This is a genomic window from Cobetia sp. PS-4MA, assembly GCF_057670765.1.
On the sequence record NZ_CM173107.1, the window covers coordinates 843,260 to 856,655 of the forward strand.

At 62.7% G+C, this 13,396-nt stretch carries 12 protein-coding genes; 11 read left to right on the forward strand and 1 reads right to left on the reverse strand.

Going from position 1 to position 13,396, the window contains the following annotated elements:
• The first annotated feature begins 4 nt into the window (after positions 1-4).
• From mraY to lpxC, 10 genes are all read left to right on the forward strand, one after another.
• Positions 5-1,087 (forward strand): phospho-N-acetylmuramoyl-pentapeptide-transferase, encoded by a 1,083-nt coding sequence (gene mraY / locus AC26AR_RS03620; RefSeq protein WP_077371680.1) that lies wholly within the window; start codon positions 5-7, stop codon positions 1,085-1,087.
• Positions 1,088-1,100: 13 nt separating this feature from the next.
• Positions 1,101-2,588: a UDP-N-acetylmuramoyl-L-alanine--D-glutamate ligase gene (murD, locus tag AC26AR_RS03625; RefSeq protein ID WP_488107553.1), complete on the forward strand. Its 1,488-nt coding sequence runs from the start codon at positions 1,101-1,103 to the stop codon at positions 2,586-2,588.
• Positions 2,581-3,798 (forward strand): putative lipid II flippase FtsW, encoded by a 1,218-nt coding sequence (gene ftsW, locus AC26AR_RS03630; protein WP_077371685.1) that lies wholly within the window; start codon positions 2,581-2,583, stop codon positions 3,796-3,798. The genes murD and ftsW overlap by 8 nt, the downstream gene beginning before the upstream one ends.
• A gap of 95 nt (positions 3,799-3,893) precedes the next feature.
• Positions 3,894-4,970 (forward strand): undecaprenyldiphospho-muramoylpentapeptide beta-N-acetylglucosaminyltransferase, encoded by a 1,077-nt coding sequence (murG, locus tag AC26AR_RS03635; protein WP_488107881.1) that lies wholly within the window; start codon positions 3,894-3,896, stop codon positions 4,968-4,970.
• Positions 4,971-4,992: 22 nt separating this feature from the next.
• Complete coding sequence (gene murC, locus AC26AR_RS03640; protein WP_084209210.1) at positions 4,993-6,405, forward strand: UDP-N-acetylmuramate--L-alanine ligase; 1,413 nt, start codon at positions 4,993-4,995, stop codon at positions 6,403-6,405.
• Positions 6,402-7,376 carry a D-alanine--D-alanine ligase gene (locus AC26AR_RS03645; protein ID WP_240704185.1) on the forward strand — a complete coding sequence of 325 codons (975 nt, stop codon included), beginning with the start codon at positions 6,402-6,404 and terminating at the stop codon, positions 7,374-7,376. Before murC ends, AC26AR_RS03645 begins: the two co-directional genes overlap by 4 nt.
• A gap of 3 nt (positions 7,377-7,379) precedes the next feature.
• A complete protein-coding gene (locus AC26AR_RS03650; RefSeq protein WP_077371691.1) occupies positions 7,380-8,105 on the forward strand; it encodes a cell division protein FtsQ/DivIB in 726 nt (241 codons plus the stop codon).
• A gap of 289 nt (positions 8,106-8,394) precedes the next feature.
• Positions 8,395-9,675, forward strand: coding sequence for a cell division protein FtsA (gene ftsA, locus AC26AR_RS03655; protein ID WP_077371694.1), 1,281 nt, complete (start codon positions 8,395-8,397; stop codon positions 9,673-9,675).
• A 40-nt stretch (positions 9,676-9,715) separates the two neighbouring features.
• Positions 9,716-10,885, forward strand: a complete 1,170-nt coding sequence (ftsZ, locus tag AC26AR_RS03660; protein WP_077371697.1) for a cell division protein FtsZ — start codon at positions 9,716-9,718, stop codon at positions 10,883-10,885.
• Between the two features lie 457 nt (positions 10,886-11,342).
• Complete coding sequence (gene lpxC / locus AC26AR_RS03665) at positions 11,343-12,254, forward strand: UDP-3-O-acyl-N-acetylglucosamine deacetylase (protein ID WP_065392615.1); 912 nt, start codon at positions 11,343-11,345, stop codon at positions 12,252-12,254.
• Positions 12,255-12,457: 203 nt separating this feature from the next.
• Here the strand turns inward: lpxC and AC26AR_RS03670 are convergent, their stop codons facing one another.
• The gene (locus tag AC26AR_RS03670) at positions 12,458-12,940 is read right to left on the reverse strand and encodes a DUF721 domain-containing protein (RefSeq protein ID WP_488107554.1); all 483 of its coding nucleotides are present in this window, start codon (positions 12,938-12,940) and stop codon (positions 12,458-12,460) included.
• 62 nt (positions 12,941-13,002) lie between these two features.
• On the opposite strand from AC26AR_RS03670, the gene AC26AR_RS03675 reads away from it, so the two are divergent.
• Complete coding sequence (locus AC26AR_RS03675; protein ID WP_127736140.1) at positions 13,003-13,383, forward strand: hypothetical protein; 381 nt, start codon at positions 13,003-13,005, stop codon at positions 13,381-13,383.
• Positions 13,384-13,396: the final 13 nt, after the last annotated feature.

Genomic DNA, 13,396 nt, shown 5'->3' on the forward strand with positions numbered 1-13,396 from the left:
AGTCATGCTGCTGCTGCTTGCTGAGTTTCTGGCCCAATTCAATGGCGCCTTTACGGTTTTCAATTATCTGACCCTGCGTGTGGTGCTGGCCACGCTGACGGCCTTGTTGCTGTGCCTATGGCTCGGCCCCTGGGTCATCCGCAAGCTGGTGGATGGCCAGATCGGCCAGGCCGTGCGTGATGATGGCCCTCAGTCCCACCTGTCCAAGGCCGGTACGCCGACCATGGGCGGCGTGATGATCCTGCTGTCGATGGCCGTCTCGACCCTGCTGTGGGGCGACCTGACCAATCTGTATGTCTGGGTGGTGCTGGCGGTCACATTGGGCTTCGGTGCGGTCGGCTGGGTGGATGACTACCGCAAGGTGGTGGAGAAGAATCCCCGTGGCCTGCCGGCGCGCTGGAAGTATTTCTGGCAGTCGGTGGTGGGCATCGGGGCGGCCGTGGTGCTGTACCTGACGGCTTCCACGCCTGCCGAGACAGCACTGCTGGTGCCGTTCTTCAAGGATGTCGTCATCCCGCTGGGCATCTTCTACATGGTGCTGACCTATTTCGTGATCGTCGGCAGCTCCAATGCCGTCAATCTGACCGATGGCCTCGATGGGCTGGCGATCATGCCGACCGTGCTGGTGGCCATGGGGCTTGCGATCTTCGCCTACGCCTCGGGCAACCTGAAGTTCGCGGAGTATCTGCACATTCCGTTCATCGCCGGTTCCGGCGAGCTGGCGGTGTTCTGTGCCACCATCGCGGGCGCCGGCCTGGGCTTTCTGTGGTTCAACACCTATCCCGCCCAGGTCTTCATGGGCGATGTGGGCGCCTTGGCTCTCGGTGCGGCACTGGGCGTGGTCGCGGTCATCGTGCGTCAGGAAATCGTGCTGTTCATCATGGGGGGCGTCTTCGTGATGGAGACCGTCTCGGTCATCCTGCAGGTCGGCTCCTACAAGCTGACCGGACGACGCATCTTCCGCATGGCGCCGCTGCATCACCACTTCGAACTCAAGGGCTGGCCGGAGCCGCGCGTCATCGTGCGCTTCTGGATCATCACCGTCGTGCTGGTGCTGCTTGGCCTGGCCACACTCAAGGTTCGCTGAGGACGCTTTCGCGATGACCCTCTCTGTCACCTCCCACGCACCGGCCTCGCCGGTGCCTGCCGAAGGACCGACCCTGGTGGTCGGTCTTGGTGTCTCCGGACAGGCGATCGCTCGCCATCTGAGTGATCGTGGCATCGATTTTGCCGTCGCCGATACCCGCAGTGCACCGCCGGGGCTCGAGAATCTGCGCGAGCATGCACCGCAGGCCGAGGTCCATCTCGGGCCGCTGGAAGCGCTGGATCTGTCACGCTTTGGTGAGGTGGTGCTCAGTCCGGGCATCGACCCGCGTCAGGCCGTATTTGACCCGGTACGCGAGCGCCTGATCGGCGAGATCGCGCTGTTCGTGCGGGCACTCGATGAACGCCAGGCCCGGGATGCGCAGGGCAGGCGGCCGACGCTGATCGCCATCACCGGTTCAAACGCCAAGTCCACTGTCACCACGCTGGTGGCGAGGATGGCCGAGCGGGCAGGCCGTGACGTGGCGGTCGGTGGCAATCTGGGCACCGCCGCGCTGACGCTGCTGCGCGAGCAGCCCGATGCCGAACTGTATGTGCTGGAACTGTCATCCTTTCAGCTCGAGACCACGCCCGAGCTCAAGGCAGATGTCGCCTGCTTCCTGAATCTCTCCGAAGACCATCTCGATCGCCATGACGGCATGCGCGGCTATCAGGCCGCCAAGCGTGCCATCTTCCGCGGGGCGGGCCTGGCGGTCATCAATGCCGACGATGCCTGGAGCTGGCCGGCCGAGGAGGATGCAGTGGCGCGCGCAAGCTTCAGCGTACGCCTGAATGAGGGCGACTCTGGTGATGACAGCGAGGAGTTGAGTGAAGGGGCTGAATGGCGTCTGGTGGAGCAGGACGGCACGCTCATGCTGTGTCACGTGGCATCCGAAGGCCTGCATGGCGTGATGCCTGCCGCGCAGGTGCGTCTGGCCGGGCGTCACAATCAGGCCAACGCGCTGGCGGCGCTGGCGATGGGCACGGCGATCGGTCTCGCGCAGGAGGCCATGGTGGCCGAGCTCGAGCACTTCGCGGGGCTGCCGCACCGGGGCGAGCTGATCGCTGACGTGGCAGGCGTGCGCTGGATCAACGATTCCAAAGGCACCAACGTCGGCGCGACGCTGGCGGCGATCGCCGGTCTCGGTCCGACACTCGATGGCAAGCTGATTCTGCTGGCCGGTGGCCAGGGCAAGGGCGCGGACTTCACGCCGTTGGCCGCGCCGCTGGCACGCTTCGCGCGTGAGGCGGTGCTTTTCGGACAGGATGCAGAACGCCTGTCGCTGGCGCTGGAGGATAGCCTTCGCGTCAGCCGGGTCGCGACGCTGGCGGAAGGCATGGCCCATGCTCAGCGAGTCGCTCGGCCGGGAGATTGCGTGCTGCTGTCACCTGCCTGCGCCAGTCTCGATCAGTTCCCCAATTACATGGTGCGCGGCGATGCGTTTCGTGACTGGGTGTCGGAGCATGTGATGGACGCGGGCAACGAGGGCGAAGCGGATGGGTGACAAGGCCAGTCGAGTGCGTCAGGCGATGAGTACCGAGCAGCAGCCAGTGGATGGCTGGCTGGTCTTCGCGGCATTGGCGATTCTGTGTATCGGCTGGGTGATGGTTACCTCGGCTTCCAGCGAGATCTCCAGCGAGCGCTTTGACGGCAACGCCTTCTACTACAGCATGCGTCACGGCATCTTCATTCTGATCGGGCTGGTGGCGGCCTATTGCACGCTGCGCATACCGATGTCGGCCTGGCAGCAACGCAGTTTCGCGATGCTGATGCTGGGGTTCGTGTTGTTGGTGGTCGTGCTGGTGGTCGGGCGTGAGATCAACGGCGCCAAGCGCTGGATTCCCTTGCCGGTGATCGGCGGGGTGCAGGCCTCCGAGGTCGCCAAGTTGTGCCTGATGATGTGGCTGGCGGGGTATCTGGATCGGCGTCTCGACAAGGTGCGCGCCAGTGTCGTCAATGGTCTCGTGCTGCCCTGCATGCCCTTGATGCTGATGATTCTCTTGCTGGCACTGGAGCCTGACTTCGGGTCCATCGTGGTGATGGGCGGTGCGGTGATGGGCATGCTGCTGCTGGCGGGGGTCGCCTGGTGGGGCTTCATCGTCCTGCTGGCAGCGGCCATCGGCGGCGGTTGGTCGCTGGCGATCGCCGAACCCTATCGCTGGGAGCGCCTGACCACCTATACCGACCCGTGGGCGAACATGTACGACAGCGGCTATCAGCTGACCCAGGCCCTGATCGCCTTCGGGCGAGGACACCTGAGCGGCATGGGGCTGGGCAACAGCGTGCAGAAACTCTTCTATCTGCCCGAAGCGCATACCGATTTCGTGTTCGCGGTACTGGCCGAGGAACTGGGATTGATCGGTGCCACGGCGGTCGTCGGGCTGTTCGCGCTCCTGATCTATCGGGCCTTCAAGATCGCCCGACGTGCCGAGCTTGCCGGCTTGCCGTTCAGCGCCTACCTCGGCTACGGTATCGCCCTCGTGCTGGGGGCCCAGGCCTTCATCAACATCGGGGTCGCCAGTGGATTGCTGCCGACGAAGGGGCTGACGCTGCCGCTGATGAGCTATGGGGGCTCCAGCTTGATCGTCAGCTGCATACAGATCGCCATTCTGATGCGAATCGATACGGAAGTTCGTCTGCTGACGCGCGGCAAGAGTCCCGCGCGGCGCAAGACCGGCAAGTCGCCCGAGACCACGCAAGGAGCCAAGGCATGACGTCATCTTCTTCTGCAGTGCCTGCGGCTGATGCCTCGCGCCCCGAGACCTCTGACGCCCCTGCTGACACGCCCTCTGCCGGCATCGTGCTGATGATGGCAGGAGGGACGGGGGGGCATGTGATACCGGCGTTGTCGCTGGCGCGTGCTCTCGCCAGCCAGGGTCATGAAATCCACTGGCTGGGCAGTCCGCGTGGCATCGAGAACCGACTGGTTCCGGAGGCGGGGTATCCGCTGCATCGAGTGGAAGTGGCTGGACTGCGTGGCAAGGGGCTTGCCGGCTATGCGGCGATCCCGTTCCGCCTGACCCGCGCCGTTCTGCAGGCGCGACGCATCATCCGTGAACTCAAGCCGGTGCTGGTCGTCGGGCTGGGAGGCTTTGCCAGCGGTCCTGGCGGACTGGCAGCACGCCTGGAGGGCATTCCGCTAGTGATCCATGAGCAGAATGCCATCGCCGGACTGACCAACAAGGTGCTGGCTCGGATGGCAACGCGGGTCTACGCCGCCTTTCCCGGTGCCTTCCCTGCTGCCATCGCTGCGCAGGTGGTGGGCAATCCGGTGCGCGACGAGATCGCCGCCGTCGGTCAGACGGCAGACACCGAGGGCGCTTCCCGGGAGCAGGCCATGCGCGCGCGACCGCTTCACCTGCTGGTGATGGGGGGCTCGCTGGGCGCCCAGGCACTCAACGAGCAGCTGGCGCCGGCGCTGGCACTGTTGCCGGAGTCTTCGCGCCCCCTGGTGCGCCATCAGGCCGGGCGTGACAAGCAGGAGGCGACCGTTGCCGCCTATCAGACCGCCAGTGTCACGGCCGAGGTCAGCGAGTTCATCACCGACATGGCCGAGGCCTATGCCTGGGCGGATCTGGTGGTGTGTCGCTCGGGTGCCTTGACGGTCGCTGAGCTTGCCGCCGCCGGACGACCCGCCATCTTCGTGCCGTTCCCGCATGCCGTGGATGATCACCAGACCGTCAATGCGGCGGTGATGGTCACGGCCGACGCGGCGCGTCTGATTCCCCAGAATACGCTGAATGCCCAGCGTCTCGCCGAGACGCTGGGGGAATTGCTGGATCCCAAGATACTCACTGGCATGGCCGCTCGCGCCCGCGAAAGTGCGGAACTCGACGCGGTAGCGACCATGCTGGCAGGCTGCATGGAGACTCGCCTTGAACGCTAGGAATTCTGATCGTGGTGTCGGCATGCGCCGCATCCGTCGCATCCACTTCGTCGGCATCGGCGGCGTGGGTATGTGTGGTATCGCTGAAGTACTGAGCAACATGGGGTATGAGGTCAGCGGCAGTGACCTCAAGGAGTCCACCGTGACGGCGCACCTGCGGGATTGTGGTGTGCGCGTGGCGATCGGTCATGCGGCTGTCAACGCGGAAGGCAGCGATGTGGTGGTGGTCTCGACGGCAGTGGATACCAGCAACCCGGAAGTGGCCTGGGCGCGTGACCATCGGGTGCCGGTGGTACGTCGTGCCGAGATGCTGGCGGAGCTGATGCGATTCCGTCAGGGGATCGCCATTGCCGGCACGCATGGCAAGACCACCACGACCAGCCTGACGGCTACGCTGCTCGCGGAGGGCGGCATGGACCCGACCTTCGTCATCGGTGGCAAGTTGACCAGCGCCGGCACGAATGCACGCCTGGGGGAAGGGGAATACCTCGTGGCCGAGGCGGATGAGTCCGACGCCTCCTTCCTGCACCTGCAGCCGCTGATCTCGGTGGTCACCAACATCGATGCCGACCACATGGCGACCTATGAGGGTGACTTCAATCGCCTCAAGGACACCTTCATCGAGTTCCTGCACAACCTGCCGTTCTACGGCCTGGCGGTGCTGTGTCTCGATGACGCCAATGTCCGCGAGCTGCTGCCGCGCGTGCAGCGCCAGTTCGTGACCTATGGCTTCAGCGAGGATGCCGATTATCGCATCAGCGACTTCCGCCAGGGCGGCGGTCAGCTGAGCTTCACTGCGCTGCGTCCGGAGGGGCATGCGCCACTGGAGATCACGCTGGCCATGCCGGGTGAGCACAACGCGCTCAACGCTCTGGCGGCCATCGCGATCGCCACCGATGTCGGCGTGAGCGATGACGCGATAGCGCGTGCGCTGGCCAGCTTCGCCGGTGTGGGGCGTCGCTTCCAGGTGCATGGTGAATTTGCGGCACCCAATGGCGAGCAGAGCGTGATGCTGGTCGATGACTATGGCCATCACCCGCGAGAAGTGGAAATGGTGATCCGTGCCGTGCGTGCCGGCTGGCCGGAGCGTCGGTTGGTGATGGCCTATCAGCCTCACCGTTACTCGCGCACCCATGATCTCTACGAGGATTTCGTGCGAGTGCTGTCCGAGGTCGACACCCTGCTGCTGCTGGATGTCTACAGCGCAGGAGAGGCGATGATTCCGGGGGCCGACGGCCGCTCTCTGGCCGGCTCGATCCGTCAGCGTGGGCAGGTGGATCCGCTGTTCGTCGAGCACAAGCGTGCGTTGCCGAGTCTGCTCAACAATGTGCTGCGCCCGGGCGATATTCTGATCACCCAGGGGGCGGGTGATGTCGGTGGCATCGCCCTGTCACTGGCCGGTGCGGATCTCAAGCTTTCCGAGGTGGCGCTATGACCGCGGTGAAGCCGGAAATGGCGACACGCTATGGTCGCGTCGTGGTGCTGTTCGGTGGCGTGAGTGCCGAGCGTGAGGTATCGCTGAAGAGTGGTGCGGCGGTGCTCGCGGCCCTGGAAGGGGCCGGCCTCGATGTGCAGGGGTACGACATGGCCCATGGCCTGGCCGGTCTGGAGGCGCTGCGCGCAGACCGCGTCTTCATCGCCATGCATGGACGTGGTGGCGAGGATGGCACTCTGCAGGGGGCGCTTGAGCTTCTGGGCATCCCCTATACGGGGAGTGGCGTGCTGGCCTCCGCGCTGGGGATGGACAAGCTGCGCACCAAGAAGCTCTGGGATGTCGAAGGCTTGCCGACGCCACGCTCCTGTCGGCTGGCGGCGGACACTGACTGGCAGAATGTGCTCGAGACGCTCGGTACGCCGGTAGTGGTCAAGCCGGTGCACGAAGGCTCGACGCTGGGCATCCATATCGTCGAGGAGGCTGGCGCTCTCAAGGCCGCCTGGCAGGATGCCTGTCGTTTCGATGGTGTCGTCATGGCCGAGCAGTTCATCAAGGGGCCGGAATATACGGTCTCGGTGCTGGACGGCGAGGTGTTGCCGGCCATTCGCATCGAAGCGGACAGCGGTTTCTACGATTACGATGCCAAGTACCTGACCGATACCACTCGCTACCTGCTGCCCTGCGGTCTGGAGGCTGCGCGCGAAGCCGAACTGGCGACTCTCTCGCTCAAGGCATTCAACGTGCTGGGCTGCGAGGGCTGGGGTCGTGTCGATGTGATGGAAGATGCGGACGGCGCCTTCTGGCTGCTGGAAGTCAACACCTCGCCGGGCATGACCGATCACAGCCTCGTGCCACAGGCAGCCGCGCATGTGGGGCTGGATTTCACGGCGCTGGTACTGCGGATTCTCGACACGACGCTGACCGAGCGTCATGACGTCGCCGCGTCCGCCTGCCCACAGAGCGAACACTGACCCATGGCGGCGCGTAGCTCTGCAGGTGCACTGTTCGGCCTGGTGCTGGGAGCGGCACTGATGGTGGCGGGTGGCCAGGCATTGTGGACCTGGCTGGACCGCCCCATCGAGCGAGTCACCATCAAGGGTGACTTCGAACACGTGAGCGCCGCCTATCTCCAGCGCCATATCGCGCCGTTGATTCGCGGACAAAGCTGGCTCTCTGTCCCGCTGGGGGAAGTTCGGCGTCGCGCTCTGGCGATCGACTGGCTGAGTGAGGTGAGCATTTCGCGTCGCTGGCCGGATACACTCGAATTCGAGCTGTTCGAGCAGCAGCCGGTGGCCTACTGGAATGACGGTGAGTTGATCAACGTGAGAGGCGAGGCCTTCAAGGCAGCCCCTGTCACCCAGCTGGGAAATCTGCCGAATCTGGCAGGCCCCAAGGGTAGCGGTTCCGAGGTGCTGGCCGAGCTGGACGCGCTGCAGAGCCAGTTGGGCGGTCTGGGGCTCAATGTCTCCCAGTTGCGTCTCGAGCCACGTGGCGCCTGGCGTTTTCAGGTCAATGACAGCGTCTGGGTCATGCTGGGTCGCAATGACAGGGAGGCCCGTCTGGCTCGCTTCATGGCAGCCTGGCAGCGTCAATTGGGTGGTCAGGCGTCGCAGATTCGCTACATTGACCTCCGCTATCCCAACGGCGTAGCCGTGGCGTGGCATGGCGAGACGACAGCACTGGAAGAAAGCAACGGTTGAGGGAGAATCGGCGACACTTCAGAACGAAGGTCTTGAGGCGCTGATATTAGTGAAATGGAGTTATCTCCAGTTTCATTTCGGGACAATCCCGCCTATTCTAGCGGGGATTTGCGCCTCCTGGTATTTTCAGGCTGGTGTGCCGTTAGTGGTGACTTCTATACTATGAAGGCAAATTCATCTTCGGGTTAAACGGAGCGTTAACCTGACTGGGTGGTTTCTGGCATTCTTGCCGCCGCCGATCGCGCTATTTTTTTCATGACGAACCAGAATCAAGGAGCTGGCCCGACCTATGGCAGGACATTCCAAATCACAGGATATGGTGGTCGGGCTGGACATCGGAACCTCCAAGGTGGTCGCGATCGTGGGGCAACCGACCGACGATGGTGGCATCGAAATTGCGGGTATCGGTTCACATCCTTCACGCGGCATGAAGAAGGGTGTCGTCATCAATATCGAGTCGACCGTGCAATCGATCCAGCGCGCGGTGGAGGAAGCTGAATTGATGGCGGGCTGCGATATCCACTCGGTATACGTGGGGATTGCCGGCAGTCATATCAGCTCGATGAACTCCGATGGTGTGGTCGCGATCAAGGATCGTGAAGTGACACCGTCCGATATCGAACGAGTCATCGATTCGGCGCGTGCACGGGCAATCTCCGAGGGGCAGCGGATTCTACATGTGCTGCCGCAGGAATATGCCATTGATCGTCAGGAAGGTATTCGTGAACCGCTCGGGATGTCCGGTGTGCGCCTTGAAGCGCGGGTGCATCTGGTCACGGCGGCGTTGAATGCCGTACAGAATATCGAGAAATGCGTTCGTCGTTGTGGTCTTGAAGTCGACGATATCATTCTCGAACAGCTCGCCTCGAGTCATGCGGTATTGACCGAGGATGAGCGCGAGCTGGGAGTCTGCATGGTGGATATCGGTGGCGGGACGACCGACATCGCGGTGTTCACCGAAGGTGCCATTCGTCATACGGCCGTGATTCCCATCGCGGGAGATCAGGTAACGAATGATATCGCGATGGCACTCCGTACGCCGACCCAGTACGCTGAAGAAATAAAGGTCAAGTATGCCTGTGCTCTGACACAGCTGGCGTCCAGCGACGAGACGATCAAGGTGCCCAGTGTCGGTGATCGACCGGCCCGTGATCTGTCCCGCCAGGCGTTGGCGGAAGTGGTCGAGCCCAGGTATGAGGAACTCTTCACCCTGGTCCGCGATGAGCTGCGTCGCAGTGGTTATGAAGATCTCGTGGCAGCGGGTGTGGTACTGACGGGCGGTACATCACGCATGGAAGGTGTGGTGGAACTGGCGGAGGAGATCTTCCACATGCCGGTTCGCATTGCCTGCCCGCAGAATGTGCGTGGACTGGCAGATGTGGTCCGTAATCCGATTTATTCCACGGGTGTGGGTTTGCTACATTACGGGATGAAACAGGAGCGGCATACGCCATCCTCGACTGCGGTCGCGGTGCGCAGGGAGGAATCTGCCGCACGACGCGTTCACGGCCATGAGCACGACACCTCCACGCTGGAGCGGATCAAGGGCTGGTTCAAGGGAAATTTCTGACAGGGATTACAGAAAGACTGTGATCCAGGAGACAGGGCATATGTTCGAACTGGTAGATAACGCACCCTCCAGCAGCGCGGTCATCAAGGTGATCGGTGTTGGTGGCGGCGGTGGTAACGCCGTCAATCACATGGTCGAGAGCAATATCGAAGGCGTCGAATTCATCTGCGCCAATACCGATGCTCAAGCGCTCAAGCGCGTGGCCGCCAAGACAGTCCTTCAGCTCGGCAGCGAGATCACCAAGGGTCTCGGCGCTGGCGCCAACCCGGAAGTGGGTCGTCAGGCGGCGATGGAAGATCGCGAGCGTATCGTCGAGCTGCTGCAAGGCGCCGACATGGTCTTCATCACCGCAGGCATGGGGGGTGGTACCGGTACCGGGGGCGCTCCTGTCGTGGCACAGGTAGCCAAGGAGCTGGGCATCCTGACGGTCGCGGTCGTGACGCGTCCCTTCCCGTTCGAGGGGCCGCGTCGTCAGAAGGCGGCCGAGCAGGGCATGAAGGAGTTGTCCGAGCATGTCGATTCCCTGATCACCATCCCCAACGAGAAGCTGCTCTCGGTCCTCGGCAAGAGCGCCAGCCTGCTGAGTGCCTTCAGTGCGGCCAACGATGTACTGCTGGGCGCTGTCCAGGGCATCGCTGAGCTGATCACCAGCCCGGGCATCATCAACGTCGACTTTGCCGACGTGCGCACCGTCATGTCCGAGATGGGCATGGCCATGATGGGAACCGGTGATGCCGTCGGTGAGAACCGCGCTCGCGAGGCGGCCGAGAAGGCCATTCGCAGCCCGCTGCTTGAGGATATCGATCTTCACGGCGCGCGCGGCATCCTGGTCAACATCACGGCAGGCCCGGATCTCTCCATCGGTGAGTTCAACGATGTCGGTGCCACCGTGCAGGAGTTCGCTTCTCCGGACGCGACCATCGTGGTGGGTACCTCCATCGACATGGACATGAGCGACGAGCTGCGTGTCACCGTCGTGGCGGCGGGTCTCGATGGCCGTGTCGAGAAGCCGGCTGCGCGTGAAACCGCACCGGCCAAGCGCACGGTGGAGAAGCCGGCTGATTATCGCAGCCTCCAGACGCCGACGGTCACCCGTCAGGCCAAGGAAGAGCAGCAGCAGGCCGCAGCCAAGAAGCCAGAACCGCGCAAGAATCGCGACATGGATGACTATCTCGACATTCCGGCCTTCCTGCGCCGTCAGGCGGATTGAGAGGTAAGCGCACGTCGACAGGGTGTCCATGACATCTTCTGGTGACAGCGCGGTCAGATAGAGGCGCTTTGCCTTTCTTCACCCACCCGGGGCGACCCGGGTGGGTGAAGTCGTTCTGGGAGGCGCGAAAGGCATTGCAGGCGATTCAGATGGACGGCATGACAGTCAGGCTGAAGAGGAAAGGCAGGCATCCGCCACGGCGGTTGCCTGCGTAAGAGAGGGAGGAACCTGGCAGTTCTTGCACATTGATTATCGATTGATGTCGCTGAGAGTGAGAACTGTTTTGGGTTTGCGCGTTCATAGTCAACATGGCTCCAGTCAGCGTCTTGAAGGGTTGAATGGTGCCCCCGTGGCAATGTTGAATTTCCCTATCAGCGGTAGGTGACAATTTGTTGAATACCTGCTTTGCTGTTATCATGAACACTGTTTCCAAATTCAGGCTGACTGGCTATCTCCTATGATTCGACAAAAAACGCTTCAGAATACGATCCGCGCAACAGGCGTTGGTCTGCACTCCGGTGACAAGGTCTATCTGACCCTGCGCCCGGCTCCGGTCAATACGGGTATCGTCTTCGTGCGTACCGACCTCGAGCCGCATGCACACATCCGTGCCGATGCCACGGGCGTGCGTGACACCACCATGTGTACTGCCGTTTCCAACGGTCAGGACAAGGTGATGACTGTCGAGCACCTGATGTCCGCCTTCGCCGGTCTCGGGATCGACAACTGCTTCGTCGAGCTCTCCGCGCAGGAAGTGCCGATCATGGACGGCAGCGCCGGTCCGTTCGTCTTCCTTATCCAGTCCGCGGGTATCCAGGAGCAGTCCGCGCTCAAGAAGTTCATCCGCATCAAGCGCGAGATCGAAGTGCGTGATGGCGACAAGGTCGCGACCTTCCTGCCGCACAACGGCTTCAAGGTGTCCTTCACCATCGACTTCGATCACCCGGTGTTCGAGCAGCAGAAGCAGACCACCACGGTCGACTTCTCCACGACCTCCTTCGTCAAGGAAGTGTCTCGCGCTCGTACTTTCGGTTTCATGCGTGATCTTGAATTCCTGCGCTCCCAGAACCTCGCGCTGGGCGGCAGCCTCGACAACGCCATCGTGGTGGATGATTACCGCATCCTCAACGACGAAGGTCTGCGTTATGACGATGAGTTCGTCAAGCACAAGGTGCTGGATGCCATCGGCGACCTGTATCAGCTGGGCCACAGCCTGATCGGGGAATTCCGTGGCTACAAGTCAGGCCACGGCCTGAACAACCTGCTGTGCCGTGCCCTGCTCGAGAATGCAGACAGCTACGAGATCGTGACCTTCGACAATGCCGAAGCGATGCCGATTTCCTACGCCTCACCGGCACTTGCCGTCTGATCACGAGATGGTGACAAGCACGACCTGAAGAAAGTTGACTGTGACCTAGCCCGTCCAGCCTGATGTCAGACTTCGGTCCTTGCCAGCCGAAGCATGGAAACGATCACAAGCGCGCCGCCCTCATGGGCGGCGCGCTTGTTTGTCTTCATGAAATAGCGCCGGCGCGACGGTCGCCCGCAAGAGAGAGGGATGTCGCACCACCATCAATCGTCGCCAGACGGGGGGTCCTGCAGATCATCAGCATGTGCTGCCAGACGCTCAAGCGAGCGGCGCAGGTGTTCATCCCGGGTGTGGGAGGCACAGTCCAACAGATGCTCCGCTGCCGCAGCAGGGAGATGCCTGGGCTGTTGAGCCGGTACGAAGACAGGACGAACGGGGCGGACCTTGAAGTTGAGGCGCGTGAGTGCGGCAAGCTCGGGGATCTCGCGCAGGACGCTGATCAGCCTGCGCTGCTCATAACGTAGCCAGGTCAGCCAGGAGGCACGATTGGTGATCAGTGTCAGGGTTCCTTCGTGATAGCCCCCGACGAAGACCTGCTCCTGCATGTCCTTGGGCAGGGCCTCACGCAGATGCCACTGGGCCTGCTCCAGCATTCGCGCCTGGCGCATGACGTTGCCAAGCTGGCCCTTGCCGTTCAAGAGGCGCGCCGCGGGCTGGGCGCGGAAACGCTTAGCCTTTATACTCATGGGCTTGCATGCCGGTTCAGTGGTTTCCGGCAATCTATCATGAGCAGGAGTCCGGCAACAGCATGAGCCATGACGACGCCATAGCACGCTCGAGACCGTTGCCGGCTTCCGGTAGCGGCAGCGCGCGTCGCTGGTCGGTGCGCACGGCACCGCGCTGGCTGCTGGCCGGCCTGCTGATCAGCTGTCTGTTCCCCGCAGGCTTGAGCGCTGCGCAGGTCGAGCGCGTCAATCTGACCCTGGCCAGCATCCAATTGCTGGCGCCGGGCGTGATTCGCGCCGAGAGCCGCCGCCAGAGCCTGCGTTCACTGCGCCGACTCATCCGTCCCGGTGCTCAGAGAAGTCCCAATCTTTCGCGTCAACGACGCTTTGTCTCCTGTGCTCGCGTACTGCTGCGCGGATTGGCGAATGCCATGTCCCCGCGCGCACCACCTCTGGTGTCCTGAGAGAGTCTGCCCG

Excerpts from the sequence above, each read along its gene's own strand:
- ftsA (WP_077371694.1), top strand. The coding sequence starts at position 8,395 with ATGGCAGGACATTCCAAATCACAGGATATGGTGGTCGGGCTGGACATC.
- murD (WP_488107553.1), top strand. The coding sequence starts at position 1,101 with ATGACCCTCTCTGTCACCTCCCACGCACCGGCCTCGCCGGTGCCTGCC.
- AC26AR_RS03670 (WP_488107554.1), bottom strand. The coding sequence starts at position 12,940 with ATGAGTATAAAGGCTAAGCGTTTCCGCGCCCAGCCCGCGGCGCGCCTC.
- AC26AR_RS03675 (WP_127736140.1), top strand. The coding sequence starts at position 13,003 with ATGAGCCATGACGACGCCATAGCACGCTCGAGACCGTTGCCGGCTTCC.
- AC26AR_RS03645 (WP_240704185.1), top strand. The coding sequence starts at position 6,402 with ATGACCGCGGTGAAGCCGGAAATGGCGACACGCTATGGTCGCGTCGTG.
- ftsW (WP_077371685.1), top strand. The coding sequence starts at position 2,581 with ATGGGTGACAAGGCCAGTCGAGTGCGTCAGGCGATGAGTACCGAGCAG.
- murC (WP_084209210.1), top strand. The coding sequence starts at position 4,993 with ATGCGCCGCATCCGTCGCATCCACTTCGTCGGCATCGGCGGCGTGGGT.
- AC26AR_RS03650 (WP_077371691.1), top strand. The coding sequence starts at position 7,380 with ATGGCGGCGCGTAGCTCTGCAGGTGCACTGTTCGGCCTGGTGCTGGGA.
- mraY (WP_077371680.1), top strand. The coding sequence starts at position 5 with ATGCTGCTGCTGCTTGCTGAGTTTCTGGCCCAATTCAATGGCGCCTTT.
- murG (WP_488107881.1), top strand. The coding sequence starts at position 3,894 with ATGGCAGGAGGGACGGGGGGGCATGTGATACCGGCGTTGTCGCTGGCG.
- ftsZ (WP_077371697.1), top strand. The coding sequence starts at position 9,716 with ATGTTCGAACTGGTAGATAACGCACCCTCCAGCAGCGCGGTCATCAAG.
- lpxC (WP_065392615.1), top strand. The coding sequence starts at position 11,343 with ATGATTCGACAAAAAACGCTTCAGAATACGATCCGCGCAACAGGCGTT.